Origin of the sequence: Propioniciclava flava (assembly GCF_004126535.1) — a bacterium.
Taxonomy (GTDB): Bacteria; Actinomycetota; Actinomycetes; order Propionibacteriales; family Propionibacteriaceae; genus Propioniciclava; species Propioniciclava flava.
Genome location: NZ_PPCV01000004.1, coordinates 171,445 through 198,380, shown reverse-complemented (window position 1 = coordinate 198,380; position 26,936 = coordinate 171,445). Strand labels below are relative to the sequence as shown.

The following is a 26,936-nucleotide window of genomic DNA, read 5'->3' as shown; positions in this document are numbered from 1 at the left end:
GCGTCACCGCCCCGACGAGCCTGGGCTGGAGTGCCACAGCTTGCGCCCCGGGTCGGCGTAGCGCTGTGGGATGGCCCGCGGCGATTCCCCTGCCGGGGCGATGTCGGTGTACGGCGATTGCACAAACCCGCTGGGGTGGACGAGAACCCGGCGTTGCCCCATGCCGCCGGCCGCAGCCGCGTGTTCGGTGTCGGCGTGCGCCGTGCTCGTGCCGGGGTAGTGCTCGTCTTCGGGCCGATCCTCGGACTTGGCGTTCCAGTCGGCCCACCGTGCGCGCTGCCGCTCGCGGGCCTGCTCTGCTTGCGCGGACAGGTCGGCGTCGATGACAGCGTGGACGGCCGCCACGGCCGCGCGCTCGTCACCGGTGGCCTCAAGCGTGGAGGACCACAGCGCCTCAAGATGCAGCAGATCCCAGGCCCCCAGGGCGCGCAGCGATACTCCGCGGGCCCCGGTGCGCCGCACCTCCCCCACCCCGATCAGCAACCAGGCGTTGAACACCGTTGCCGCCGAGGCGCCTTGCGCGTCCTCGAAGAAAGTGAGGTCGACCGGCCCGGTGCCGTCGTCGAGGGTGAGGAAGATGACGCGCCGCCCGGACTTCACCGGAGGGGTCTGCGTCGCGACCTTCACCCCGCCCACGAGCAGCCGCGAACCGCTGCGCGCGGTGAGTTGGTCGGCGGCGTCGGTGGCGCCGAGCGCCCGCAGGAAGGGGCGATGCGCTTCCATAACGTGCTGGGTGGCGTCCAACCCCAGCACAGACAGTTCGGCGGCCATGCGTTCTTGCTCGCTCATTTCCGGTAGCCCGGAGACGACGATGTCGGTTCCCGGGGCGGCCTCGCCCTCGCCGAGGACGCTCCCCAGGTCGAGGGCGAGTTGAACGGCTTGGCGCCCGGGAGCACCGTCGCCCACCAGGCCGCGGGCACGCGCGTGCTGCCGGGCCTGAACCCGGTCGGCGCGGGCCAGATCAGCGACCGTGAGCAGCAGGTCGCGGCGAGTCACGCGCCCGTGCGCACTGATCGGGCGCGGCGCCCCGATGCCATAGAGAGCATCGAAGCCGCCCGCCAAAACGAGATGTTCGGCGACATCGACGCCGGGTTGGGCGCGATGCCAGAAATCCACCAGACCTGCATAAGGCTGCGCGGCTTCGATGCGTTCGATCTGGGCGGCGGAGATGTTCTTCACGTCGGTGAACGCGAGCCGGATCCCGTGCGCCTCGCCGTCGGGGGTGGTCACGGGCTCGATCCGGTAGTCAGCCCGGCTGGTGTTGACGTCGAGGCCCAGCACGGGGACCCCGAGGCGCCGGGCCTCAGCCAGGATCAGCCGCTTGGGGTACATGCCGGGATCGTGGGTGAGCAGCCCAGCCAGGAAGGCGGCCGGGTGATGGTATTTCAGCCAGGCCGACTGGTAGGTGGGTAGCGCGAACGCGGCGGCGTGGGCCTTGCAGAACCCGAAGGAGGCAAACGACACCAGGATCCCCCACACGTGGACGATGAGGGGTTCGGGGTAGCCGAGCCCTCGCGCTGCAGGGAAGAACCACCGTTTGACCTCCTTTTGGCCCGCTGGCGAGCCGAGCGCCCGGCGGGCCTCATCGCCGTAGGCCAGGGAGCAGCCGGTCATGACGGCGATCACTTTGATGACCTGCTCGTGGAACACGATGACGCCGCGGGTTTCGGCCAGGGCGGGGATCAGGTCGGGGTGAGGGTAGGAGGCCTCCGCCCAGCCGTTGCGGGCGCGGAGGAACGGCACCACCATGTCGGATTTGACCGGACCAGGCCGGAACAGGCTGATGTCGATGATGAGGTCGTTGAACTCATCGGGGCTGAACTTGCCGACGAGTTCCCGCTGACCGGGGGATTCGATCTGGAAGCAGCCGAGGGTCTCGGCGCGAGAGATCATGGCGTAGATGTCGGCGTCGTCGTAGGGGTCGAGGGTGTCGATGTCGACGCGCCCGCCGCCGACCCGTTCGATCTCGTTCAGCGCGTGCGCCATGGAGGACTGCATGCGGATGCCGAGGATGTCGAGTTTGAGCAGCCCCAGATCCTCCACGTCGTCTTTGTCGAACTGGCTCATCGGGTAGCCGCCCAGGGAGCGCTCGGTCGGCGTCCGCTCTCCCAAGGTGGCGTCGGAGAGGATGACGCCGCACGGGTGCAAGGAGACGTGGCGGGGCAGCCCGTCGAGGCCCTCCACGAGGGTGAACAGCACCTGCAGTTGGGCGTCGTTCAGGTTGGCCCGGCGCAGTTCGGGCAGTTCGCGCAACGCATGCCGCACGTCGCGGGCACGGATGTGGGGGAAGGCCTTGGCGATGGCGTCGACGTCGCCGGGAGGCAGGCTCATCGCGGCCCCGACGTCGCGAATGGCGTGCCGGACGCGGTAGGTGTCGAGCATGGCGACGGCGGCGACCCGCTCGTGCCCGAAATCGGCGAACACCTGGTCGTAGACCTCGAGGCGGCGGGCTGATTCCACGTCGATGTCGATGTCGGGCAGGGCACGACGCAGCGGGGAGAGGAACCGCTCCATGATGAGGTCATAGCGGATCGGGTCGACCCCGGAGATGCCCAGGCAGTAGTTGACCAGGCTGCCAGCCCCCGAGCCGCGGGCGGCGACGCGGATGCCCAGGGCTTTCACCCGTTCGACCACGTGGGCGACGGTGAGGAAGTAGGACGCGAACCCCATCTGGGCGATGACGGCCAGTTCGTCGGCCATCCGGTCGGACGCCTCACGGGTCGGCGTGCCGTAGCGGGCATTCAGCCCGGCCTCGCAGCGTGCACGCAGATCGGCGAACGCGTCCCCGACGCCGCCGAGCACAGCGAACTCGGGCAGGTGGATCTCGCCCAGACCGATGTCGGCGTGCGGGTCGAGGCGGCACCGCACTGCCAGGGCGCGAGTGTCGCCGAGCAGCCGGACCGCGTCGCGTCGCCCCGCGAGCCGGGCCACCTCTGCGGCGCGCTCCGCCATCTCGGCCCCGGAGGTGAGGTAGCCCTCGGCGTTACGGCGGTCGACGTTGCGGGCATCCAGCGGCACCAGTCTGCGGGCGGCATCGAGCACGTCGGCGATCGGCGCGTCCGTTTTGCGGGCCATGCGGACCGCGTTGGTGAGGACGCCGGGCAGATGGTGCGCGTCGGCGAAGGCGAGCATGCGCCCAGCCAGCCTCGCCGAACCGGGCCCCGAGCCGGGAAGCCGGTGGTCGGTGACGCCGACGACGAGTTGATCCGCACCGACGCGGTCACGCCAGGACGCCACCACTCGCGCGGCGCGGACCTCGTCGCGGGCGGCGATCGCCTCGCCCAGATCCGAGTCGGGGCCGAGCATCACGACGGTGTCGGTGGCGTGGGCGCCGATCAGCTCGCGCGTCGCGACGGGGGCACCGCGCTCCCCACCCGCGTGGGCAGCGGTGACCAGGCGACACAGCGCCCCCCAGCCTGCCCGCGAGGAGGCCAGCACCACTGCACGCTGCCGCGGCTGCCCGACGCGGCGCCGCCCAGGGCGTTCGTCGGCGTCGACCGCGAGATCGACGCCGACTACGGGGGCGATCCCCGAGGCCAGGCAGGCCTTGGCGAACCGGACCGCCCCGTAGAGGCCGTCGCGGTCGGTGAGCGCCAGGGTGTCCATGTCGTATCCGGCAGCGGCGCCGACCAGCACGCTGGGGTGGCTGGCCCCGTACTGCAGTGAGTACCCGGAGGCGACCCGCAGGTGCGTGAACGGCTCAGCCATGCGCCCCCACCTTGACCCCGGCCGCCTGAGCGAAGGAGCGCACCTCGCGGATCAGATCATCGGCCTCACGGCTGGTGACCAACCCGATCGCCCCTGCCTCGACAGCGCGGCGCTTGAGGTGAAGCGCGTCGAAGAACTGCGCCCATTCGGCCAACTCGGGTGCGACGCGGGCCAGGACGCCCCACACGTGAGGTCGGCCGACCACGCGGGCACGGCGCTGCACCAGCACCCAGGCCGCGACCTGGAGTGCCGCGGTGTGGGCGATCACGAACCGTTGCGCAGGCATGAGGGCCGCCTCGGCCTGGGTGAGGGTCGCGTCCACATCTTCGGCAGCACCCGCGGCGATCGTGCGGGCGTCGTGCACCTGGACGGCCATCAGTCGACCACCGCGCGCAGGAACCAGTCCTCGCCGCCGAGCGGATGGGCCAACTCGTAGACCCCGGGAGCCACCGCCCGCCCGGGTGCCGCGATCACCCGCCAGACCTCCGATTCGGCCAGCAGATCCTCCCCCGGCTTGGACCACCAATCAGACGTCTCGCGCCAGCGTGTCTCCACGTCAAGCACCCGCCACAGCCGACGCCGCCACAGGAACTCGACGGGGTCACTCGCCCCGTCACCCTCGCTCGACCGCACCGCGATCGGCTCGTCATAGCGCCGCATGACCACCCCCGAACCTCAACCATTCGAACACTTGTTCGATGGGAGATTCACTATAAGCGGGGCCTCCGACAACCCGTCAAGACACCCCCGCGAGGGCACATCGCCCCATCCGACGCCGCCTAGACGACCAGGCAGAGCCGCTGATCGGCGATGCCGATACTGACGCGCTGCCCCCAGGCGAGGGTGAGGCGGTCGGCTTCCATGCCGTCGCCGAACGCGACCAGACCGTCGGTCTCCACGGCCACGTCGAGCCGGTCGCCGGGACCCAGCAACCCCTGGACGCAGTCAGTCCCCGTGACGGGCGAGGGCCACGCCTCGCGGACGAACCAGGCCAACTCGGACGCCGTCGGCGCGGGTAGCGCGGGAGCACCCGACCGCGAGCGAGCCACCGAGGCACACCAGCCGGTGGCGCCGGTCCCGGTGCCGACGATCAGCCCCGAGGACGCCTGCCGCTCCGTGGCACCGTCGACGTGCAGCGTCCACCGGGCGGTTTGGTGGCTGGGGTGGCCCAGGTAGATCTCGTTGAGCGCCAGCAGCGACTGTCCGTCGTCGGCGACCGCCTCGACCATGGCCAGCGGGGCCACGGACGCCTTCCCGGCGAGCAGCCGGGCGACGTCGCCGGGGCGATGCGGTACCAGGACGCCCGGATTGGCGTCCGGGTCGGCGTTGACGCCGATGACCGGCTGCCCGGAGAGGTATTTGGCCACGTTGGCGACCAGCCCATCCTGGCCGACGACGATGATCCGGTCCTCGGGGGCGAACAGGAACCGGTCCAGGTCGGCGCGCTCGACGCGTCCCACCCGCCAGTCGGCCGCGAGCGCGGCGCTGACCTGCGCCAGCGCCGCCTCCACCCGATCGTGTCGCGCCTCCACCTCGGCCAGATCCCGGCCCCGGGAGGCGAGGAAGAAGGCGGCCTGGCCTCGCGTCCCGTGCCGGGCCAGCAGTTCGGTGAACTCGGTGCGGCGGTGGACGATCACCACCCGAGGTGGCAGCCCGCTCATGCCGCGTCCTTACCGAGGCCGAGCCGGGTGAGCACGGGGGCGATCAGGTCGGGGGTGAGCACCAGGTTCTCGATGCGGGGCAGGTTGGCCGCAAGCTCCTGGACGGCCAGCGCGAGCAGCACACCCTCGGGGGTGCCTGCGTAGGCTTCCAGCTTGGCCCGCTGAGCCTCGGCTTCGGCCATCCCGGTGGCGCGGGTGGCGTCGGCGGACGCCTCAGCGAGCGTCCGGGAGCGCGTCGCCTCGGCTTGGGCTGCGATCTGGGATGCGGCCGCCATCTCCTCAGCTTTGCGCCGATCATTGAGGCCGCGCTGGGTGACCAGCGCCTCCTCGCGGGTGGCGAGTTCGATCTGGGTTTGCAGTTCGTTCTCCCCGATGGCCCGTTCGCGCTCGACGGCCAGCGCGCGCCGCTCGTAGGTGGCCCGGTCGGCGTCTTGCTGGACGCGTTCGCGGGTCGGCGTCTGGAGTGCCTTTTCGACGTCGGGTTCGGGACGCAGCGCCATGACGCGGACCCCGACGATCCCGACGCCGGTCTCGGTGAGGCGCTCATCGCTGGTCAGCCCGTCGGCGAGCGCGTCCCGGACGGGGGCGACGCCCCGGGCGAGCGCGGTGGTCAGGTCGAGGCTGGCCAAGGTGGCAAGCCCGTGCTGTTGGGCGGTGTCGGCGAGCAGCCCGGCGACCTGGTCCAGCGGGGAGCCGTGCCATTGACCACTCTCGGGGTCGAGGGAGAAGTCGATGCGACGGGCTGCGGTGGCCGGATCGACGATCCGGTAGGTGATGGCGGCCTGTACGGCGAGGTCTTGGAAGTCGGCGGTGCGAGCGTGGAACAGCAGCGGCAGTTCGCGGTCATCCACGGGGACTTCGCTGAGGACTGCCTTCAGGGGACGGAACCAGAACGCGAGGCCAACGCCTTCGCGGACGACGGCCCCGTCGCGCAACTGCGACACGTAGGCGATGGGGTTGCCGCGCAGGTGGCGAACGAATGGGTAGCGGCTGATGTCGGCCATGACGTGCTCTTTCAGTAGTTGTCGTCAGAAAGACGATAACTACTCTCGTCTCTTATCGTCAACCTGACGACTGCACGCTAGGCTGGTGGCCATGAGCTCGGAGTTTCCCCCGTTCGCCGTCACCGTCGACCTGGTCGTCCTCACCTTGCGCGACGGCCACCTTCACACGCTCGTCGTCGACCGAGGCGTGGAGCCGTTCATCGGCGTCCCCGCGCTGCCCGGCGGCTTCGTCCACCCCGAGGAGGGACTCACCGAGGCTGCCCGCCGCGAACTCGCCGAGGAGACGGGACTCCGGCTCCCCGAGGCCCATCTGGAGCAATTGGCCAGCTACGGCGATCCCGGGCGCGACCCGCGCATGCGCGTCGTCACCGTCGCCTACCTGGCATTGGCCCCCGACCTGCCGCTCCCGGTAGCCGGGACGGATGCCTCCGACTCCCGATGGCTCCCCACCGACACCCTGTTAGAAGGCGCGCCGCCGCTGGCCTTCGATCACGCCCGGATTCTGCGCGACGGAGTCGAGCGCGCCCGCGCCAAACTCGAATACAGCCCGCTGGCCACGGCGTTCTGCCCGCCCGAGTTCACCATCGCGGAACTGCGCCGGGTCTATGAGGCCGTGTGGGGAACGCCGGTAGATCCGCGCAACTTCCACCGCAAGGTCACCGGCGTCGACGGCTTCCTGACCCCCACCGGCGACACGACCACCCGCGATGGCGGACGTCCGGCGCAGGTGTTTCGACGAGGGCCCGCCACCCTCCTGCACCCGCCCCTGACCCGGCCCGCAGCCCCACGCACACCCCCCTCCGCAGCAGATTGACACCCACGAGGCGGGCCCCGTAACGTCGGTCGGCTGACCTGCCGACCACGACCCCAGGAGAACCGATGACCACGCAGCCGCCCGGTCTGTGCGTGCGCCGCATCACCGTGCCCGGCACCCTCACGGGATCCGACGCCGCCGACTTCCTTGCCTTCGCCGCGATGCGTAACGCCATCTACGCCGAGATCGCGGGCAACCATGACGAGGACGCGTCCCCCGACGAACTGCTGGCCAACTACGGCGCCGACGCGGACGATGAGCGTCTCGCGTGGCTGCTCGAACTCGACGGGCGCGTCGTCGGTCGCGCCAACGCGATCCTTCCCCGCGAGGAGGGGTCCCGCTCGGCGTATCTGGAGGTCAACGTGTTACGCGAGGTCTGGGGCCAGGGCCTGGGGACGGCAGCGCTCGCCGTCCTTGAGGATGCCGCCCAGGCGCGAGGACGATCGGTGCTGCAAATCTGGGCGGAGCACCCCGAGGCGGCCGGGCAACGCCTCACCCCACCCACGAGCGTGGGCAGCATCCCGGCGGACCACGCCGCCCGCTTCCTTCAAGCCCACGGCTACACGCTGGAGCAGGTCGAACTCAAAAGCGGTGTGGATCTGACCCGGGGCCACGCTGAGCGCGAGGCCCTGCTGCCCCCGACACTAGCCACAGCGTCCGGATACCGCGTGGTCAGTTGGGTCGGGCGCACCCCGACCGCGTTCGTCGAGGGCTACGCGGGCCTCAAGGCGACGATGAGCACCGATGCCCCCGTGGGCGATCTGGAGATCGACGAGCAGGCCTGGGACGCCGACCGCGTCACCCGCGCCGACGATCGCCATGAGGCCGCAGGCACCACGCTCTTGGTGACCTGCGCTCAGCACGAGGGCACCGGCGAACTCGTCGCGTTCACCGAACTCTTCCTGGGTCCGGATCCGAGCGCCGCGACCATCCAGGGAGACACCTTGGTAGCCAGACAGCATCGCGGGCACCGCCTGGGAACGCTCGTCAAACTCGCCGCCCTCCAGCAGTGGCGCGCCCTCGCCCCCGCCTCGCCGCGCGTCCTCACCTGGAACGCCGCCGAGAACCAGGCCATGCTCGCCATCAATCACGCCCTGGGATTTCAGACGTTGGCGTCGATCGGGGCGTGGAAGAAGACCGCCCCGAGTCGACCACTACGCTGAGGCGCCATGGAGATGCTGCCGGCCGCGTTCGCCTCGGGTTGGGCGAGCGGTATCAACGCGTGGGGCACGGTTCTCGTGCTGGGAATCTTGGGGCGGTTCGCCAACGTGCCGGACATTCCTGCGGGCTTCCAGCGCACGGACGTCCTGATCGCCATGGGGGTGCTGTGCCTCATCGAGGTCGTCGCGGACAAGATCCCCTACCTCGACTCGGCATGGGACACGGTCTCCACGGTGGTACGTCCCATCGCGGGCGCGGTCATCGGCGCGGTCTACGCCGGGTCCAGCGGTGACCTGGTGACCCTTGCGCTCGCCTCGGTGGGCGGCCTGACCGCCCTGGCCAGCCACCTCACCAAGGCGGGGTTGCGGCTGGCGATCAACACCTCCCCTGAACCCTTCACCAACGTCGCCGCCTCCTCAGCCGGGGACGTCGCGGTCACCGGTATCGCCACCTTGGTGGCCTTGGCGCCGGTGGCCGCCGCCATCATCGCCGCCGTGCTACTGATCTTGGGGGCGATCGGGGTGGCGGTGGCCCTGCGGAAGGTCAAGAAGGGATGGGCGCGCTTCCAGGCCTGGCGCAAGCGGGCAGCGACGCCGACGCAGACCTGACACTGGGGCACGCGCACGAGAGTCTCAAGCGCAGGGGGCCCCGATGCACACTTGTCCAGCGGGCAGAATCATGACCATTCCCCCGGCACACTAACCCCATCAGATCGCGCATGACTCCCCGCAACGATGTGGGAGGAACAATGCCGCCCAGGGGGTTTTATGAAGAAAAACACACGCCTTGCGCTCTACCTCTGCAGCGCACTGGCGCTGCTCATCTCATGCCTGGGCGCAAGCCTGGTTCAAACGGGCGCAGGGAGCACGCAGGTACAGGAGTTGACGATCGCCTCACCGTCGGGGAGGACGATGAGTGCCCTCCTCCTGCGGCCTTCCGGGGCCACGCCAGCAACTCCGGCGCCGACCATCGTGCTCTCCGACGGCACGTGGAACAACAAGGAGATGCAGGACGCCAACTACGTTGAGTTGGCGCGCCGGGGGTACGTCGTGCTATCCATCGATCAGTATTCTCACGGCAATTCCCAGAATCTCACGCGAGCAGAATTCCCCGACGTGTGGGCTTTAGGCATCAACGATGCCATCGAATACGCTGCAACCCTCCCCTTCGTGGATAAATCCCGGATTGGAGTTTCCGGGCACTCCAACGGAGCGCTCTCGGCCAACCTCGCCGTGGTGCACGACAACCAACGTCCCCAGCCGCTGATCTCCAGCGTCGTGCTGGTCGCCAACGACGCCTTCTCCACCGACGACGCGGGGGCCTGGACCACCATCTATGGTCACCGGGATGTGGCGATCATCGCCGATCGCTACGACGAGTTCTTCTTCAACGAAGGAAACCTGGAGGGCAAGCCTGCCACCCAGCCTGCTCGGGACTTCCTCAGCAGTCCCGAAGCTCGCCGTTTCCTCTCGTTCGGGTTGGAGCCGCCCGCCGGGTTCGTCGCCACCAGTGGCGTCGTGTCCTCACAGGCCCTCGACGGCACGACGGCGCACCGCGTCATCTCCATGATCGACGGTGAGCATGCCCTGGCCACGATCAACCCCGCGGCTGTTTCCGCGCTGATCGATTTCTTCGGCGACTCTCTTCATCCGCCGCGCAACCTGCCGGGAAGCGACCAGATTTGGGGGGCGAAGCTGGCCTTCAATGCGCTGGGCTTGGTCGCTCTTGGGGTCCTCATCACACTGCTCGCGGGAACACTCATGCGGTGCAACGCCCCCGCACCTCAGGTGGCGCCCCTGACGAGGCTCACGGGACGCCGCCGGGTGCTCTGGTGGGTGTTCCAGGTCGTCGGCGTCGCTTTCTCCGCCTTCAGCTACCTGTGGATCGCGGGGAACACCACCGTGATGGGCCTGGCCCTGCAGTTGGGTCCTCGGGAGTGGCGATCGGCCCCGTATTCATCATCGGACTGTGGGCCGCCGCGAACGGAATCTTCCTCCTGGTCGTGAATGCGTGGGGCTGGCTCCATCCCGCCCCCGGGAGCACCCGGGCCCCGCAGGTTGGCCGCTCTGCGGCTCGGTCACTGGTCCGTGCCGTGCTGGTCGCCCTGGCAACTGCCGCGGTGGCCTACCTCATCGTGGCGACGGCGCAGTACTTCTTCACCAGTGACGTCCGATTCTGGATGGTCGCCTTCAAGGCGACCACGCCGGAGAAGTTCGGCTACCTGTTCGCCTACCTTCCGCTGTACCTGGTGTACTTCGTCCCGCTAGCGGTGGTGACGAACACCGCCAACCGGGTTCATCTTGCCGGAGGCGAAGCAACCAACACCGCCCTCACCATGGCGATCGCCGTCGCCGGTCCGGTCATCCTGGTGGCCTACCAATACATCACGATGGCGGTGACCGGTTACCCGGCACCCGGCTTCATGGGGTTGTTCAGCATCTGGCTCTTCCCGCTGATCGTCATCATCCCCACGGCCGTGCTCGTGTCTCGACGCCTGTACCTGCGCACAGGCTCGACCTATCTGGGTGGCCTGGTCATGGCGGTGATCGCCACCCTCATCTCGGTATCCAACTCACTCATGGTGATCGGGTAAGTTCACGCTGTGCCCTCCGCCTTAGCCCCTCGTGCGCTCTGCCCGGGGGACCCTGCCCGCACCAGACGCCTCGTTCTGGGCTCACGGGTCGCGGCGGCAGGGAGCATGGGGCGCTCCTTGAGGACGGCGACGTGAGTGACGTCGTCGTCCTCGGGGCCACCTGGGCTGGGTTGGCGGCCGCCGCCCGACTGGCCAGAGTCGGACACCGCGTCCGGGTGAGCACCACCGATCCCGACTGGGCGGCAACGCTGCGAAGCACCCTGGCCCCCACACTCGACTTTCCCGCGCCGTGGCGGGACCTGTTCAAGAAGTCGGGCCGCCCCGCCGCGGGCGCCTTGGGCCTCTACGGCGTCGAACTCGTCGCCGACCGCACCCCGCCCACGGACCGGGGCGAGCGCTGGTACGCCGACAAAGACGCCTACGGCGAACCGATCGCGGACGCGTGGCGATCTTTCGTGGACGCCGCCGACGACACCTGGCAGGCCCTGCGCCCCCTGGGCGCCGAATCCCCGCTCGATCCCTCTGCGGCCTCCGACGAGGCGTTGAAGCGCACCGGATTGCATCCGCGGCGCACCCTCGCCGATGTCGCGGCCACGCTGCCGCATCCCCATCTGCGGGAGCGGGTCACGCGCCTGGCCACCGACCATGGCCTCGACCCGGGGGCGCAGCCCGCATGGCTGACCTCTCGCCTCGCCATCGAACGGACCTTCGGTCGCTGGCGCCTCGTCGCCTCCGACGGCTCCCCTCGCGCCGCGTCCATCCTCGTCGACGTGGTGGCCGACCGGTTGGCCGATCGGGGAGTCATCGTCGACGCGGATGCCCCCACCACTGCCTCTGCGACCCGAGCGGTGATCGACACCCGCGACCCCCAGATCGTCTGGCATCGGCCACGGCCCTGGCGTCCATCGGACACGTTCTTCGATCAACTGCGTCGACGCCCGCCGATCAGCGACCCGGCGGCTCCCGGCGTGTTTGCGGCCTCGGCATCGAGCGCGGCAGGCCCCGAGCCGTGGGCGCAACTGCTGTCGGGGGCACTCGCCGCCTATGCCGCGCACGCCTTCCTCACCGGAGAAGACATCCGCCCCACCAACAAGGCACTCAGCCGCTGACGCTGCGCCTCCGGGCGCATGCCAGGCCGGGGATGCGGCCTCGGCCCCGCTGGGGGGACTGCCGCAGTCGGTGCGCCGGAGTAGACTCGACCACTGGCCGCATTGACGAACGAGGAAGACTCCACCTTGACGCAAGCCGAAGATCTCGCCCACGAACTGGCCATCGAACAGGCCCACGTGGACGCCGTCTACGCCCGCCTGAACAAGGCCACCGACACTGCCCGCAGCGCTGCCCGCAGCGGCGCCGACATGTACCGCTCCGAACGCGACAGTTGGCTGCGCGAGGAGGCTGGGACGGCTCTGTTTGAGCGAGACGCGTTCTCCTTCCAGGCCGCCCGACGCCTGGCCGAGTTGGACGCCGAGCACGAAGGCTTGGTCTTCGGGCGTCTGGATCTTGACGATCCGACCGAACGGGAGATTCGCTACATCGGCCGTATCGGCGTCCGCGACGACGACTACGAGCCGTTGGTCATCGACTGGCGGGCCCGCGCCGCCGAGCCCTTCTACCGGGCAACCCCCCAAAAGCCCATGGACGTCGTCCGGCGGCGCGTGCTGCGCTGCCGCAACGATCGCGTCATCGGCATCGAGGACGACCTGCTGGACGCGGCGGGGAACACCGAGAACCTGCCGATTATCGGGGAGGGGGCGCTCATGGCGTCCCTGGCCCGCGCCCGGGGAACGACCATGCGCGACATCGTCGCCACCATTCAGGCCGAGCAGGACGAAGCGATCCGCGCCGACTACCACGGCGTCACCGTCATCAGCGGCGGCCCGGGGACGGGCAAGACGGTGGTTGCCCTCCATCGCGCTGCCTACCTGTTGTACTCCAACCGGCGCCGCTTCGAACGCGGCGGCGTGCTGGTGGTCGGCCCCGGCCCCGTGTTCATGCACTACATCGAGCGGGTCCTGCCCAGCCTCGGCGAGGACTCCGTGACGCTGCGCTCGATCGGTTCGGTCGTGTCTGACGTTGTGCCCGACGTGTCCAGCGACGTGGTCGATGACGCCGCCACAGCGACCGTCAAGGGCAGCCTGAAGATGGTCACCGTGCTGCGTAACCTGGTGAACCTCCCCCTGGACATCTCCGGGGAGGGCCCGAGCGTCCTGGTGACGGTCAAGGGTGAGGTCCTGCAGTTGCGGCCTTCTCAGGTGGCGAGGATCCGGGCAGGCATCCTGTCGCATCAGCGCGTCAACCTGGCGCGGGAGTCCGCCCAGAAGACGGTCGTCGCCGCGTTGGCCTCACAGGTTCCCGCCGACACGGAGGTGGATCCGGCGGAGGTCCCTGGCCTGATTACCGATCAAGCGGCCTTCGCCGCCTTCATGGACGCCTGGTGGCCCACCTTGACCGCACCGCAGGTGCTGCGCCGCCTCGGCGACCCGCGGGTCGTTGCCCGTGCCGCCGAGGGCATCCTCACCCCGGAGCAGCAGACCGTGCTCACGGCCTCGTACGCCGACCCGGCCGCGCCGTGGACGGTGGCCGACACCGCGTTGCTGGATGAACTCGTCTCGATGCTGGGCCCGGTTCCCCCCGAGCCGGACGCCGAGCAGCCGATCTTCATCGAGGGTGGCGCTGCGGTGTCCGAGTTCGTGACGACGTCGGACACCTGGTCACGCAAGGGTGAACCCGACGTGGGTGAGGACACTCACGCCACCTACGCGCACGTGCTCGTCGATGAGGCCCAAGATGTGACGCCGATGCAGTGGCGGATGCTGCGCCGCCGCGGAGCGCAGGCGTCGTGGACGGTGGTCGGCGATCTGGCGCAATCGAGTTGGCCCGACCTGGAGGAGGTGGGCCGGGCCGTCCGCGACCTGATCGGCAACGCCCCGCATCGCGAGTTCCGACTGTCGGTCAACTATCGCTCCCCCGCCGAAGTGTTCGACTTGGCCGCCCGGGTCGTCAAGCCGCACTACCCCAGCGTCGATCTCCCGCGCGCGGTGCGTTCCACCGGCCACGAGCCGCAGTTGCTCACCACCACCGAGGCCGCCTTGGTTGCCGATCTCGCCGACGCCATTGACGACCTGACCGGCGAAGTGGCGGGCACGGTGGGCGTCATCGCACCGCCCTCGCGGCGCGAAGCGCTCCGGTCAGCGTTGCAGCAGCGCCTGGCGACGAGGATGAACCCGGCGAACCTGGATCGGATCTTGTTCCCTTCACCCTTGGAAGCCAAGGGCTTGGAGTACGACGGGGTCGTGGTGGTCGATCCCGACGTCATCGTCGCCGAGAGTCCCGGTGGTATCCGGGTGCTGTATGTGGCGCTCACGCGTCCCACGCAACGCCTCGTGACGTTAGATGTGGGCGCTCCGGGGCGCTGGCGCACCGGCATCCCCGCTCACCTCGCGTGACGGGGTCGCCCCCAAGGTTGCCTCACGCGTCTGCGTCGTCGTCCACGCCAGGAGACCCAGCCCGGTCGTGAGCCGGACGCGAGGTTAAGCGTCGGGCGGCTACGGCATTGCGCGGAGGCGTCCCAAGATCTCAGCTGTGGCCGTAGAGCGGTTGAGGGTGAAGAACTGCAAGCCGGGCGCCCCGCCGCGCAGCACCTGATCGCACAAGCCGGTGACCAGGTCGATCCCGACCTGCCGGAACCGCTGCTTGTCGTCGGCGACCGCCCGCAACTCCGTCTCGAAAGCGGCGGGCATGCGCGAACCGGACAACGACGCGAACCGTTCGATCTGGCTGGGAACGGTGACCGGCATGATGCCCGCCACGATCGGCATCGTGCCACCGAGCGCACGAAAGCGCTCCACGAGCGAGAAGTACGCGTCGGCGTCGAAGAACAACTGCGTGACGGCGAACTCAGCCCCCGCCTCCTGCTTGTCGAGGAGGATGCGCGCATCGAGGTCCAGATCTCCGTCGGGATGACCATCGGGGAAGGCAGCGACGCCGATGCTGAACTCCCCCATCGACGCGATGAGACGCACGAGTTCGGTGGCGTTACCCAGCCCGCCTGGGTGCCGCTCGAACGCGCCACCGCCGGGCGGATCACCCCGCAGGGCGAGGATCTGGGTCACGCCCAGGCGGGCATACGACTCGATGGCCCGGCGGACCTCATCGCGGGACTGCCCGGCGACCGTCAGGTGACCCATGGTTCGCGCGGCGGTCTGACCGCGGATCGCCCCGACCGCAGAGAACGTCTTGTAGCGCACGGCCCCCGTCGCACCGTAGGTCACCGAGACCCAGTCGGGGCGCAGCGGGCTCAGCGCATCGACCGTCCCGATCAGTTGCTGGGTTGCCGCGTCGTCGGCGGGCGGGAAGTACTCGAAGCTGAAGGTGGGCCGGTCCGCCACCGCCAGGCGCTCGGCGATGGTCTGGGCTGGCATGGGGTCACCCTAGTTGACCCGCTCGATCCCGGCTTGGGTAGGCTCGCAACGTGGTCACGCTGTCTTCGAAGCACCCTGTCTCCGACGAGTTCCGCGCCCGCATCGGGGCGTCGATCACCGACTTCCTCGATGAGCAGGGCACGATTCTGGACGGCTTGGATCCAGCCACAGCACCGCTCCTGGACCGCGCCCGCGTCTTCACCGCAGGCGGCAAACGGTTGCGTCCGGCGTTCGCCGCCTGGGCCTGGGTCGCGGTCACCGGGAAGGCAGATCTCCCCGACGCGGTGATCAGGGCTGCCGCAGCCCTTGATGTCTTGCACGTCTCCGCTTTGATGCACGACGACGTGATGGACGCCTCCGACGAGCGCCGCGGCGTTCCCGCCGCGCATCGCCAGTTCGAGGCGGATCATCGTCGCGAAGCGCGTCGCGGGAACGCGGCATCCTTTGGGCGGGCCGGGGCGATCCTGCTGGGTGACCTTCTCTTGGTCTGGTCGGAGGAGATGTTCCGGCGCAGCGGTCTGTCCGCGTCGGCCCTGGAGCGCGCCTACCCGCATGTGGAGGCGGTCCGTACCGAAGTCACGGCCGGGCAGTATCTCGACGTGGTGGCCCAGTCACAGGACCCCTACGCCATCAGTCGGACGCCTGCCGGGCGCGAGCGCCTGGTGGAGATGATCCGCACCGTCGTCACCTGGAAGTCGGCCTCCTATTCCGTGCGCCGCCCGATGCTGGTCGGCGCGGCGATCGCCGGGAGCACCCCCGACCTGATGGAGGCGCTCAGCGCTGCGGGGCAACCGCTGGGCCGGGCCTTCCAGTACCGCGACGACATCCTGGGCGTCTATGGCGATGAGGCTCTCACCGGCAAGGAGTCGGGCGAGGACGTGCGCGAAGGCAAGCTCACCCTCCTCGCGGCCGAGGCCTTCACCCGTTCCGGTGAGGCGGAGGCCGCCGAACTCGCGAGCCTGTTCGGCGACCCTGGCCTGACGACAACCCAGGTGGAGCGGGCCCGCGAGATCATCTCGGCCAGTGGCGCCCGCGAGGCCGTGGAGGCCGAGATTCGACGCGAGTTCGATGCGGCCGAGACGATCCTGCAAACCGCGCCCCTGTCCGACCTCGGGCGAGACGGCCTCCAAGCGTTGGCCCGCCTCGCCGTCCGCCGCAACTTCTAGGCATGACGATGGCCGCAAACAAGGAGCCCCGCCTCGGGGATGTCGCCGCTCGGGCCGGCGTTTCAGTAGCGACCGTGTCGCGTGTCCTCAACAACCGCGGTTACCTCAGCGAGGCAACACGGGCCCGGGTGATGGCCGCCATCGACGAGGTGGGCTATCAGCCCAACGAGGTCGCGCGGTCACTGCTGAGCCACCGCACCGGCACCGTCGGGCTGATCGTGCCCTCGGTCGCGATCCCGTTCTTCGGCGAGGTCGCGGTCCACATCGAGGACGCGCTCGCCCAGCACGGATTGCGCCCCTTGCTGTGCAACAGCTACGGCCGCGCGGACCGCGAACGTGACCTGCTGCGCTCCCTGGTGGGGCATCGGGTGGACGGCATCATCTCCGGCGCTCACAACGACCAGTTGGCCGAGTATGCGACCCTGCGGCGTCCCGTGGTGACGATCGACCGGGAACTCGCCCCGCACATTCCGAACGTCCGCGCAGACAATGAGGAGGGTGGCCGGTTGGCGACCCAACTCCTGCTGGACCATGGAGCACGGCGTCCGGTGCTGCTCACGTCGCGCTCGCACGAGCGCAACCTGCGCGAGCGGGGCTATCGGGGGGTCCTGGCCGAGGCCGCGATCGAACCCCTGGTGGTGGCCGTCGACTTCAACCTTCCTGAGCCGGAGCGGACCACGGCGATCATGGCAGCCCTGGATTCGGTCTCAGCGACGATGGACGCCGTCTTTTGCACCGACGATCTTCTCGCGGCGACGGCCCTGGAGTGGGCGCATCGTCACCGGCGCGATGTGCCTGGAGACGTGCGCGTGGTGGGCTTCGACGGCACGGCCACCATGCGCCGCATCCTTCCCGGATTGACCACCATCGCACAGCCAATCGCCGACATGTGCTCCACCGCCGTGAGGTTGCTGGTCGAGCAGATCGGTCAAGAGCCCGGCGCCGAGCCGACGCCGGTACCCGCGATCGCCCTTCCGGTCACGGTCGTCGAAGGGCGCACCGCCTGAGCTTGTGGCCCTGGCGGTGCGCCCCTCGCGCGGTGACCCTCAGGCCAGCGCTTCCTCCCGGGGATGGGCACGCAACAGGGGTGCTTCGGCAGAGACGGCACCGAGGGCCTCGACTTCGACACCACCGAGTTTCTTGGCGTTGCTGACGACGACGGGAGTGGTCAGGTCGTAGCCTGCCGCCGCCACGGCTGCCCAATCGACGTCGGCCAAGACGTCACCGCGGCGCACCTGCTGCCCCTTCTTCACCCGCGGGGTGAAGTGCTCTCCGCCCAACTTCACGGTGTCCATGCCGATGTGGATGAGGAGTTCGACACCGCTGGCCGAGCGCAGCGCGTAGGCGTGCCCGGTGGGGAAGGCGACGATCACGGTGCCGTCGACCGGCGAGACGACCGGCCCATGGTCGGGGATCAGCGCCACACCGGGCCCGAGCATCCCCGAAGCGAAGGTCGCATCCTCGACGTCGGCGAGCGCAATCGCGCGTCCGTGCACCGGCGAGGTCACGTAGTAGTCCTCCGCTGCGCCTTCGGGCAGCGGCGCGGGTGTCGGCGCCTCGGGGGCGTCGGCCACGTCCACCGGAGAGGCGGGCGCGGCGGCGGGCCCGGCTGCCGCAGCCTGAGCGGCTTCGGAGGCCTCCACTGCGGCTCCCGCCAGCGATGCACGACCGCGGGTCGAGGCGTACACGAACACCGAGACGAAGGCCAGGGCGAAGGTAATGCCCTGGGACAGCCAGAACATCGGGATGTCTTGGGGACGAATCGACACGAACCCGACCAGCCCCGCAGCACCCAACGAGATCGCACGCACGTTGAACAAGGCGACCAGCGCGCCACCCACCCCGGCGGCAGCGATGCCGAGGAAGAAGGGCCAGCGCAGGCGCAGGTTGACGCCGAAGATGGCCGGTTCGGTGATCCCGAACAGCGCGGACGCCGCCGAGGCGCCCGAGATGCCCTTCAGCTTGGGATCCTTGGCGCGCAGGAAGACCGCGAGGGTGGCTGCACCCTGGGCGACATTGGCCATCGAGGCGATCGCGAAGATGAAGGAGCCACCCGCGGCGATCAGCGGCAGTTCGACGGCCGGGAAGGACTGGTGCAGACCGGTGACGACGATCGGCTAGTAGAGCACGCCGAAGATGAGGCCGCCGAGGGGGCCTGCCGTGTCGTAGAGCCAGGTCAGCCCGAACGTGATGCCGTTGGCGAGCAGGCGCGTGATGGGGCCCACGACGACGAACGCGGCAATACCGGTGATCAGAAGGGTGAACAGCGGGGTGAGCAGGAAGTCCGCGGTGCCCTTGAGGATCCTATGGAGCCGCTTCTCGATGAAGGCCAGCAGCCAGGAGACGGCCAGCACGGGAATGACCTGGGCCTGATAGCCGACTTGTTCGACCGTGAGGCCGAACAGGTGCCACGACGGGATGGCCTTCCCCGCTTCGACCATGGCCGCGTAGCTGTAGGCGTTCACCAGGCTCGGGCTGACCATCGCCGCACCCATGGCGGCACCCAGGTAGACGTTGCCGCCGAAGCGCTTGACGGCGGAGAACCCGATCAGCACCGGCAGGAACGCGAAGGCCGCCGCCGAGATCATGTTGATCAGCGAGGCGTAGTCGGCCAGCGCCGGCACCATCTCGATGACCGATTGGGGCCCGAACAGGCCTTGGGCGGTGAGGACGTTGTTGATCGCCATCATGAGGCCGCCCGCGATCAAGGCGGGGAGGACCGGGACGAAGATGTCGGCGATGGTCTTGATGAGGCGGACGACCACGTTGTCCTTCTGCGCGGCCACCTGCTTGGCCTCGTCCTTGCTGACCTCGCGGACGCCGCCGTTGGCGATCATGTCTTGGTAGACCAGATCCACGTCTCCGGGGCCGATGATGATCTGGTACATCCCCCCAGCCAAGAACGTGCCCTTGACGTCGGGGTCATTGTCGAGCGCGGCCTGATCGACGCTTTCCTGGTCGGCCAGGACCAGGCGCAGTCGGGTGGCGCAGTGTGCTGCCGCGATGATGTTGTCGGGACCGCCAACGGCGGCCAGAACCCTGGCCGCGACCTGGGGATGATCCATCTGTGGCCCTCTCGGGAAACGAGGCGCGTGCCGCTGCGTTGCTGCGCGTCACCTCTATGTCAATCGTTGAACATATCGTCGGCGATGCACCCCTGCTCGCGCAAGAGCAATCGTCCGATGAGTCTTCTAGTTGTGATGTCCAGGCAGGTTGTTGAGTCTGTTGACGGGTGGGGCTCCGATCGCGGAGTGGTGCCTGTGATGATTGTAGAAGTGCAGCCAGCCGGGCAGCGCGTTGCGGCGTTCGCTCTCTGAGGTATAGAAGCGGGCGTAGGCCCAGCCATCGGCGAGGGTGCGGTGGAAACGCTCGATCTTCCCATTCGTCTGCGGCCGGTAGGGGCGGGTTCGCTTGTGCACGATCCCGAGTCCAACGCATGCCTCCCGCCAGGCATGGGAGCGGTAAGCGGACCCGTTGTCAGAGAGCACCCGCTCGACGGCGACGCCGCGATCGGCGAACCAGGCGACAGCGCGTTCGAGCACGCCGATAGCGGTGGCGGCCTTCTCGTCCGAACAGATCTCGGCATAGGCGACGCGGGAGTGGTCATCGATGACGGTGTGCAAAAACGCGGTACCGATACGAGGCCGGTATTCGCGTCCGCGTTCACCAGTCCGGCGTGCCTGCGCCTGCGCGTTGGCTTTGCTCTGCTGACGGCTGAGGAACTTGTGCCCTCCGCCGTCAGGGATGTTGCCGAACTTCGTGACGTCGACATGGATCAGGGATCCAGGATGGTCGTGCTCGTAGCGGCGGATCGGTTCACCGGTGACCCGATCAATGCGGCTGAGTCGGTTGATTCGTGCGCGCACCAGCACGGCGTGCACGGTCGAGGCGGGAATGCCCAACTCGCCGGCGATCTGCACCGGCCCGAGTCGGCGGCGCCATCGAGCTTTTACGATCCGTTTCACCACCGCCGGCGGTGTCTTGGTCGGCATCGAGCGCGGGCGGCTGGACCGATCGACCATGCCCGCCGGCCCTTCAGCCCGGAACCGGGCCGCCCACTTGCGGGCGGTGGGAGGCGACGTCATGAACATCTTCGCCGCGACAGCGACCGGCCAACGCTCCTCGACAATGAGCTTGGCCAGCCGCAGACGAGCACGCGGAGTGAGAACAGCGTTAGCGTGGGACATGAAGGCCTCCTGTTGATGCGCGAGCGGTTTCTAGACAGCTCCACTCTCGCAACGGGAGGCCTTCGCCCGTCAGCAGATCATGCGCGATTCACGCAACAACGTCCCTGGACATCACATCTAGTCGAACCGATGCGCCAGCACGGAGGCGATGCGCAGCCGCCCTTCGCTCGCCATCGACACCCCCGAGGCGCCGTCCAGATAGCTACGCAGGCTGAACGCGAGCGCGCCGTCGGCCACGAAGATCTCGGTTACGGAACGGTCGTGCACCACCTCCACGTCCAGCACGCCGGCCACCGCGGGAAGGCGCACCACCCGGCGCTCGCGATGCGGATACCGGGTGGAGCGTCGGTCCACCGTGAGACAGCCGTCGGCGAACTCCAGATCCACGTGTCGCTCGGCGTCGCCCAGGCGCACCCGCCACGAACCACCGGTCTCCGCCTCCACCTGGAGCGTCAGCCGAAACGCCCGCGACCCCGCCAGGCCCGCCACGGGAACCTCCGCGCGATCCAGGAGCCCAGGCACGTCCGCAGCCACCTCGCGGGCGCCACTCAGCTCCAGCCGAGGGCGTTGACGCAGGCGGCCATCGACCACGACGAGTTCTCGCGCGACCGAGAGGGCATGCACCCACCCGTGTTCCATCGAGGGCTGCTCATCCTCGGACGCGTTCCCCAGCCACGCCATCATCAACGGCGCTTCGCCCTGCGGGGTGCCCGCGAAGACCTGCGGGGCGTAGAACTCGAAGCCGCGGTCGAGTTCTACGAACTCCGTCGCAACACGCAGCGCGGTCCCTTCCAACTGGCCGACCACGTACCCGCAGGCGAAGATGTTGGCGAACCCCTCGGGTTGAGCCGGGATGCCCTGCGGGCTCACGATCAGCACATCGTGCACGCGGACGCCGTCGCCGTCGGGGACACGGATCAGGCTGGGACACTCCCACATGAAGCCGAACGCGTCGAAGCGCCCCTCGGCGTCAGGGAAGGTGAGCTCACCGGCCAGAGTCCAGGTGCGGCGATCCTTCGACCGGAAGATCAACACGCAGCCGGTCTCGTCGTCGCGTTGCGCCCCCACGCACATGCGGTAGGTGCCATCGGATTCTTTGACGACCTGGGGGTCGCGGATGTGCGCGGTATAGCCGGGCACATCGCCGAGCAGCGGGTTGGCTGAGGATTTATCGAACGTCACCAGATCGGGGCTGCTGACCAGGCATTGATAACTCTCGCGCTCGTCCTGCTCGTTGCGGACGTTGCCCGTGTAGTAGAACTCGACCGCGTCCTCCAACGGGAGCGCGCTGCCGGAGTAGACGCCGTTGCGGTCGTACCACGCATCGGGCAGCACGGCGACCGGGTGAGGCTGCCAGGTGGTGAGATCGGCCGAACTGGCGTGACCCCAAAAGACCTGTCGCTGCGGATGGAAGGGCGAGAACTGGTAAAAGGCGTGATAACGCCCCTCCCGCAGCACGAGACCGTTGGGGTCGTTGAGTCGCCCGACCGGCGGCGCGAGGTGGAACAGCGGGTAGTCCGGGTCCTCGCGCGCCAGGGACGCGGCGATCGCGTCTGCCACCTTCGCCCGCAGGTCGACTCCCTCGCCTTGGTGCTCGATCACGCGCCAGCCTCCTCGTCATTGCGGTTGGGAACCAACGCTAGTGGACCTGTTCAACGTTGGACAGAGCCATCCGGAAATGACGCCCCGGGATTCAGGATCGGCGCAGTCTGCGCGCTCCCGCTCCCACCATCGTGGTCACGTGGTCGATGCGCAAGACCCAGGCCAGACCGAGGAAGACCGCCACGAACGCCGCCGCGCCCACCGCGAGTGCGACCAGCGCGCCGAAAACCCCCCAACCAAGCCAGCCCGCCACGACCTGCACCAGGGCATAGGCCGCGCCCCCGGCTGGCACCGCCGCCCCCACAAGACGGGCCGCCAGCCCACCGAGACGACGCAGCGGAAGCCCCCCGGTCTGGCGTTGCGCCACCACCAGGAAAACCAGCGCGGCGACCCCGTTGCTCACCGTCTGCCCCAGGGCCACCACGGTGACGCCCCAGGCCGGAGGCAAGAACTGGATCCCCGCCGCCACCAAGAGTTGGATCACCGTCACCACGATTTGGAAGACGAAGTACGTACGACCGTCCTCCCGGGCAGTGGAATAGCGCTGCTGCAGCCCCACCATCGCGTAGGCGACCAGCCCGACGCTCATCAGCGCGAACGCGGTGGCGATTGCCTCCACCGAGGCCAGATCAAGGCCAGGATTGAGAATGCGGCTAGCGGGCAGCGCGAGCGCCACCAGGGCGGCCGTGATGGGCACCATGGCCACCAGCGGCACCGTGAGCCCTCGTTCGAGATCGCCGCGCAGCGCCCCCACGTTCCCCTCTTGCACCGCCCGGGTCATCCGCGGCAGCAACGCGGTCAGGATCGAGACCGTGATGACCCCGTGGGGAACCATGAAGATCGTGAAGGCCTGCGTGTAGACGAACTGCCCCGCCACGATGTCGCCGGCGACGCGGGCCCGTTCCGACACGAGGTTGATGGCTGCCAGCGTCGCGACGCCGCCCACCTGGGCGATCACCACGGCCATCCCCATCCAGCCGGCGACCTTGCCTGCGGTGCGGAACCCGTAGCCGCGCAGGCGCCACGTCGGACGCCAGCGGTACCCCGCCTTCGGCAAGGCGAACACCAGGGGCAACGCCTGAGCGACGATGCCGAGCGTGGCGCTACCCGCGAGCACCGCCACCATCAGCGGCGACCATTCCTCGGGTGGCAGACCTCGGGCGAACAAGCCCAGAAAGACTGCCATCCCCGCAATCTGGACGACGTTGGCGAGCGCCGGGGTCCACATGACCAAACCGAACCGGTCGCGCACGTTGAGGACCTGGCTGAGCACCGCGTAGATCCCGTAGAAGAAGATCTGCGGAAGGCACCAGTAGGCGAAGGCGACGCCGAGGCCGTGGGCCGTCCCCCGCAATCCCATCAGGGCCACCAGGGGATCGGCGAACAGCACAGCCAGCACGGTGACCACCCCGACCAGCGCGACGATGGCGCTAAGTAGCGCGTCCGTCATGGCCTTGCCGTCCGCTTCACGGCGCAGCGCGCGGGTCAACTGGGGCATGAGAACCGCCGTCAGGACGCCTGACTGCAGCAGCATGAAGATGGTGTTGGGGAGGGTGTTGGCGGTCTGGAAAGCGTCCGAGACGGCCCCCATGCCGCCGATACACAGACCCAGCATGGCGTTGCGGACGATCCCCAGGACCCGAGACACCATGGAGCCGGACGCCATGAGCGTGGCGGCGCGTCCCAGGCCTGCGGGAGACGCAGAAGTCACGGGCGCAACTCCGTCGTCGACGGGTCGGCCTCCGGAGCCAAGGTCAGCCCGGCGCCCGGGTTGAACGCCGCCATCGTGACGGCCTCCATGGCCGGGTCGTCCTGCCAGGCCTGCCGCAGCCGCTCCTTGAACGCGTGGGCAGCCGCCTCCGGGTCGGACGCCTCGACGATGGCCCCACCCACGGCGACGCGACGCGCCCCCGTGCGCAGGACGGCATCCAGGCTGGTGTGCGTTACCCCGCCGACGGCGAACCAGGGGCGCGAGGCCGGGTCGCTGGGCGGCGCCACGGCGCTGGCGTGCAGCAGCAGGTCACGCCCCGGGCCGACCAGGAGGAAGCCGATCTCGGGATCGGCGAGCGCCGCGTCGATGGCCTCCGTACTCAGGCAGCGCCGTCCGATCTGCACCCACGGGCCGACCACCGAACGCACGCGTGCGGCGTCGTCGGCCTCGGGAGGTAAGCACACGACGTCGGCATAGCTCCCCGCGAATCGCTGAGGGAGGCCGAGGTGACCGGTCAGCCCCTGGGTCTCCCGGGCGACGGCTCCCACGGCCGCGAGCGTGGACGCCTCGGCGCGGGCGGGAGAACGGGTTTCGTCCAGCATCACGATGTCGGCGCCACCGGAGAATCCGGCCGCGGCCAGCGGGCGCACGCGCGGGGAACCAGCGGGGACGATCTGGATCAGGCGAGCCAGCTTCAAGCGGGTGGCGATTCCCAGGAGCGCGGTCACGCGGCCAGCCTGCCACACTTGCGGCGGGTCGCGCCCGACCCTTCGGCTGGCTTGCCTACACTCGTGGTCAGGCCCGGCATGCCTTCCCTCTTCCCCGACCATGCCGCGGAGAGATGTGTTGACGACTGAACGCAGCGGTGGCCTTGTTGGCCACGTGATTGACGACCGGTATCAGGTCGTTAAGAAGCTTGCCCGCGGGGGCATGGCCACGGTCTACGTCGCGCACGACATCAGGCTGTCGCGGACGGTCGCCATCAAGGTCATGAACGAGGGCTTGAGCGACACTGCCGAATTCACGTCCCGTTTCGATGCTGAGGCTCGCGCCGCCGCTCACCTCTCGCACCCGAACGTCGTCGCCGTCTTCGATCAGGGCACCGACAACGGGCGGCCCTACATCGTGATGGAGTACGTGCAGGGCTTCACCTTGCGCCAACTCATCACCCGTGAGGCCCCCATGGACCCGCGGCGCGCGCTCGACCTGATCGAACCCGTGGCGGCCGCACTCGCCGCCGCGCACGCAGCCGGACTGATCCACCGCGACATCAAGCCCGAGAACGTGCTGATTTCTGACCGCGGCCAGGTGAAGGTGGCCGACTTCGGCCTGGCTCGCGCCGTCACAGCCCACACGTCGGCCTCGACCAACGGCCTGGTCATCGGCACGGTGAGCTACATCGCTCCCGAACTGGTCACGAAGGGACGCGCTGACGCACGCTCCGACGTGTACTCCCTCGGGATCGTCTTGTATGAACTCTTGACCGGACGCAAGCCGCACACCGGCGACACACCGATCCAGGTGGCCTACAGCCACGTTCACAACCAGATCACCGCGCCCTCGCTGGAGGTCTCCACGACGTGGCGCGATGGCCGTGGCGGCATTCCGCCCTACCTGGACGCCCTCGTCACGACCGCCGCTAACCGGGAGCGCGAGAATCGTCCGGCAGATGCGGGCGTGCTCCTGAGCCATGTGCGGGCCGTTCGTGACGCCATGGCCCGGGGGGTGCTCGATGATCCCGAGTTGACGGCCCTGGTCCGCCAAACGCAGGGGTCGGCGTCCCCGGCCACGACCTCGGGGATCCCGCGCATGGGCGCCGAGCGTCAGTTCACCCCCGTGACGCCGGTCTCGCCCGTGTTCGACGTGTCCTCCGATGGTGCGCCGTTCTACCGCAACGGCCCCTCGCCCTACTCCGCGGACTCGCCCCACACTTCCACGCTGCCCGCCGTCAAGGATCAGCCGCGCGGCCCGCGTCCTCGCTGGGCGAGGATCACGGCGCTGATCGCGGCTTTGGCTCTCGTGGCGGGCCTGACGTGGGGGGGCTGGTATCTCTTCGAGGGCCGCTACACGAGTGCCCCCACGCTGGTGCGGATGACCCAGACCGACGCGCAAAGCGCAGCCCACGATGCCCAGGTGTCGGTCGTGTTCGAGCGGGAGTTCTCCGAAGACGTCCCCTCCGGCCAGGTGATCCGCACCGATCCTGCGGCAGGGCAGCGCATGCTGCGCGACGCCGTGGTGACCGCGTGGGTGTCGCGAGGCCCTGAGCGCTTCGCCGTTCCCAACGTGGTCGGCAAGAGCCTCGACGATGCCACCGCACAGATCGAGGGAACCTCCCTGACCGTGGGTGACGTCTCGCGGGTCCACAGCGACACCGTGGGTGCGAACATCGTGATCTCCCAGGACACGAAGCCCGACACGCAGGCCAAGCGGGCCACCCCGATCGCCTTGGTCGTGTCCGACGGCCCGGCCCCCGTCGACATGGTCGACTTCACGGGGAAGAAGCTCAGCGACGCCCAGGCGTGGGCTCAGACCAACAAGATCACCCTGGCGACGAGCGAAGCCAACCACGACTCGATCCCCAAGGGGTCGATCGTGTCTCAGGATCCCGCCTCGGGTGATCTCCACCGCGGCGACACCCTCACGCTCGTCGTGTCGAAGGGGCCCGTCATGGTGACGGTGCCCAACGGTCTGCGCGGCATGAAGCGCGACGACGCGGAAGCACAGATCCGCAAGGCCGGCCTCACCCCGGGATTCCAGCCGCTGGTCAATGGGATGGACCCCATCGACCGCGACGGCGGGTATCGGGTGTTCTCCGTCGATCCGGGTGAGGGCACGGTCGTCCCCCAGGGCACGACCGTGACGATCAAGGGTTACTGACGCCCCGGCACTGCAGCGCGGTGGACGG

20 protein-coding genes and 1 pseudogene are annotated in these 26,936 nt (G+C 69.1%); 10 read left to right on the top strand and 11 right to left on the bottom strand.

Features of this window, described 5'->3' with window-relative positions:
• Positions 1-3: 3 nt before the first annotated feature.
• The 5 genes from C1706_RS07395 to C1706_RS07375 form a co-directional block, all read right to left on the bottom strand.
• Complete coding sequence (locus C1706_RS07395) at positions 4-3,708, bottom strand: DNA polymerase III subunit alpha (protein WP_129458588.1); 3,705 nt, start codon at positions 3,706-3,708, stop codon at positions 4-6.
• Positions 3,701-4,084 (bottom strand): SAV_6107 family HEPN domain-containing protein, encoded by a 384-nt coding sequence (locus C1706_RS07390; RefSeq protein ID WP_129458587.1) that lies wholly within the window; start codon positions 4,082-4,084, stop codon positions 3,701-3,703. The genes C1706_RS07395 and C1706_RS07390 overlap by 8 nt, the downstream gene beginning before the upstream one ends.
• Positions 4,084-4,368 (bottom strand): DUF6504 family protein, encoded by a 285-nt coding sequence (locus tag C1706_RS07385; RefSeq protein WP_129458586.1) that lies wholly within the window; start codon positions 4,366-4,368, stop codon positions 4,084-4,086. The genes C1706_RS07390 and C1706_RS07385 overlap by 1 nt, the downstream gene beginning before the upstream one ends.
• 119 nt (positions 4,369-4,487) lie before the next feature.
• Positions 4,488-5,369, bottom strand: coding sequence for an NAD(+)/NADH kinase (locus C1706_RS07380; protein WP_129458585.1), 882 nt, complete (start codon positions 5,367-5,369; stop codon positions 4,488-4,490).
• Positions 5,366-6,373, bottom strand: a complete 1,008-nt coding sequence (locus tag C1706_RS07375; RefSeq protein WP_129458584.1) for an SPFH domain-containing protein — start codon at positions 6,371-6,373, stop codon at positions 5,366-5,368. Before C1706_RS07375 ends, C1706_RS07380 begins: the two co-directional genes overlap by 4 nt.
• Before the next feature lie 91 nt (positions 6,374-6,464).
• Between C1706_RS07375 and C1706_RS07370 the strand changes: the two genes are divergently transcribed.
• The 7 genes from C1706_RS07370 (at position 6,465) to C1706_RS07340 (ending at position 14,390) form a co-directional block, all read left to right on the top strand.
• Positions 6,465-7,187 (top strand): NUDIX domain-containing protein, encoded by a 723-nt coding sequence (locus C1706_RS07370; RefSeq protein ID WP_129458583.1) that lies wholly within the window; start codon positions 6,465-6,467, stop codon positions 7,185-7,187.
• 65 nt (positions 7,188-7,252) lie between these two features.
• Entirely contained in the window at positions 7,253-8,350 is a 1,098-nt protein-coding gene (locus tag C1706_RS07365) for a GNAT family N-acetyltransferase (protein WP_129458582.1), read from the top strand.
• A gap of 6 nt (positions 8,351-8,356) precedes the next feature.
• The gene (locus C1706_RS07360; protein ID WP_129458581.1) at positions 8,357-8,956 is read left to right on the top strand and encodes a DUF4126 domain-containing protein; all 600 of its coding nucleotides are present in this window, start codon (positions 8,357-8,359) and stop codon (positions 8,954-8,956) included.
• A gap of 303 nt (positions 8,957-9,259) precedes the next feature.
• Positions 9,260-10,354 carry an alpha/beta hydrolase family protein gene (locus C1706_RS07355; RefSeq protein WP_129458580.1) on the top strand — a complete coding sequence of 365 codons (1,095 nt, stop codon included), beginning with the start codon at positions 9,260-9,262 and terminating at the stop codon, positions 10,352-10,354.
• The gene (locus C1706_RS07350) at positions 10,351-10,941 is read left to right on the top strand and encodes a hypothetical protein (RefSeq protein WP_164987474.1); all 591 of its coding nucleotides are present in this window, start codon (positions 10,351-10,353) and stop codon (positions 10,939-10,941) included. The genes C1706_RS07355 and C1706_RS07350 overlap by 4 nt, the downstream gene beginning before the upstream one ends.
• A gap of 131 nt (positions 10,942-11,072) precedes the next feature.
• Complete coding sequence (locus C1706_RS07345; protein WP_129458578.1) at positions 11,073-12,050, top strand: hypothetical protein; 978 nt, start codon at positions 11,073-11,075, stop codon at positions 12,048-12,050.
• A gap of 102 nt (positions 12,051-12,152) precedes the next feature.
• On the top strand, positions 12,153-14,390 hold the full coding sequence (locus C1706_RS07340) for a HelD family protein (RefSeq protein ID WP_241653477.1): 2,238 nt from the start codon (positions 12,153-12,155) through the stop codon (positions 14,388-14,390).
• 99 nt (positions 14,391-14,489) lie between these two features.
• Here C1706_RS07340 and C1706_RS07335 read toward each other — a convergent pair whose 3' ends face one another.
• Entirely contained in the window at positions 14,490-15,365 is an 876-nt protein-coding gene (locus tag C1706_RS07335; RefSeq protein WP_129458577.1) for a methylenetetrahydrofolate reductase, read from the bottom strand.
• A 50-nt stretch (positions 15,366-15,415) separates the two neighbouring features.
• On the opposite strand from C1706_RS07335, the gene C1706_RS07330 reads away from it, so the two are divergent.
• Positions 15,416-16,531 (top strand): polyprenyl synthetase family protein, encoded by a 1,116-nt coding sequence (locus C1706_RS07330; RefSeq protein ID WP_129458576.1) that lies wholly within the window; start codon positions 15,416-15,418, stop codon positions 16,529-16,531.
• Between the two features lie 2 nt (positions 16,532-16,533).
• Positions 16,534-17,538: a LacI family DNA-binding transcriptional regulator gene (locus tag C1706_RS07325; RefSeq protein WP_206661028.1), complete on the top strand. Its 1,005-nt coding sequence runs from the start codon at positions 16,534-16,536 to the stop codon at positions 17,536-17,538.
• A 39-nt stretch (positions 17,539-17,577) separates the two neighbouring features.
• Here C1706_RS07325 and C1706_RS14835 read toward each other — a convergent pair.
• The 5 genes and pseudogenes from C1706_RS14835 to C1706_RS07300 all read right to left on the bottom strand — a co-directional run bounded on the left by C1706_RS14835 (position 17,578) and on the right by C1706_RS07300 (position 24,759).
• Positions 17,578-19,596 (bottom strand): annotated as a pseudogene (locus C1706_RS14835) (sucrose-specific PTS transporter subunit IIBC).
• Positions 19,597-19,722: 126 nt separating this feature from the next.
• Positions 19,723-20,718, bottom strand: a complete 996-nt coding sequence (locus C1706_RS07315) for an IS481 family transposase (protein ID WP_129458575.1) — start codon at positions 20,716-20,718, stop codon at positions 19,723-19,725.
• Between the two features lie 117 nt (positions 20,719-20,835).
• The gene (locus C1706_RS07310; RefSeq protein ID WP_206661025.1) at positions 20,836-22,320 is read right to left on the bottom strand and encodes a glycoside hydrolase family 32 protein; all 1,485 of its coding nucleotides are present in this window, start codon (positions 22,318-22,320) and stop codon (positions 20,836-20,838) included.
• Between the two features lie 91 nt (positions 22,321-22,411).
• Positions 22,412-24,031, bottom strand: a complete 1,620-nt coding sequence (murJ, locus tag C1706_RS07305) for a murein biosynthesis integral membrane protein MurJ (RefSeq protein WP_129458574.1) — start codon at positions 24,029-24,031, stop codon at positions 22,412-22,414.
• Positions 24,028-24,759 (bottom strand): beta/alpha barrel domain-containing protein, encoded by a 732-nt coding sequence (locus C1706_RS07300; RefSeq protein ID WP_129458573.1) that lies wholly within the window; start codon positions 24,757-24,759, stop codon positions 24,028-24,030. Before C1706_RS07300 ends, murJ begins: the two co-directional genes overlap by 4 nt.
• A gap of 154 nt (positions 24,760-24,913) precedes the next feature.
• On the opposite strand from C1706_RS07300, the gene pknB reads away from it, so the two are divergent.
• On the top strand, positions 24,914-26,908 hold the full coding sequence (gene pknB / locus C1706_RS07295; RefSeq protein ID WP_241653476.1) for a Stk1 family PASTA domain-containing Ser/Thr kinase: 1,995 nt from the start codon (positions 24,914-24,916) through the stop codon (positions 26,906-26,908).
• Positions 26,909-26,936: the final 28 nt, after the last annotated feature.

Excerpts from the sequence above, each read along its gene's own strand:
- C1706_RS07395 (WP_129458588.1), bottom strand. The coding sequence starts at position 3,708 with ATGGCTGAGCCGTTCACGCACCTGCGGGTCGCCTCCGGGTACTCACTG.
- C1706_RS07335 (WP_129458577.1), bottom strand. The coding sequence starts at position 15,365 with ATGCCAGCCCAGACCATCGCCGAGCGCCTGGCGGTGGCGGACCGGCCC.
- C1706_RS07380 (WP_129458585.1), bottom strand. The coding sequence starts at position 5,369 with ATGAGCGGGCTGCCACCTCGGGTGGTGATCGTCCACCGCCGCACCGAG.
- C1706_RS07325 (WP_206661028.1), top strand. The coding sequence starts at position 16,534 with ATGACGATGGCCGCAAACAAGGAGCCCCGCCTCGGGGATGTCGCCGCT.
- C1706_RS07370 (WP_129458583.1), top strand. The coding sequence starts at position 6,465 with ATGAGCTCGGAGTTTCCCCCGTTCGCCGTCACCGTCGACCTGGTCGTC.
- C1706_RS07355 (WP_129458580.1), top strand. The coding sequence starts at position 9,260 with ATGAGTGCCCTCCTCCTGCGGCCTTCCGGGGCCACGCCAGCAACTCCG.
- C1706_RS07385 (WP_129458586.1), bottom strand. The coding sequence starts at position 4,368 with ATGCGGCGCTATGACGAGCCGATCGCGGTGCGGTCGAGCGAGGGTGAC.
- C1706_RS07375 (WP_129458584.1), bottom strand. The coding sequence starts at position 6,373 with ATGGCCGACATCAGCCGCTACCCATTCGTTCGCCACCTGCGCGGCAAC.
- C1706_RS07360 (WP_129458581.1), top strand. The coding sequence starts at position 8,357 with ATGGAGATGCTGCCGGCCGCGTTCGCCTCGGGTTGGGCGAGCGGTATC.
- C1706_RS07365 (WP_129458582.1), top strand. The coding sequence starts at position 7,253 with ATGACCACGCAGCCGCCCGGTCTGTGCGTGCGCCGCATCACCGTGCCC.
- C1706_RS07390 (WP_129458587.1), bottom strand. The coding sequence starts at position 4,084 with ATGGCCGTCCAGGTGCACGACGCCCGCACGATCGCCGCGGGTGCTGCC.
- C1706_RS07315 (WP_129458575.1), bottom strand. The coding sequence starts at position 20,718 with ATGTCCCACGCTAACGCTGTTCTCACTCCGCGTGCTCGTCTGCGGCTG.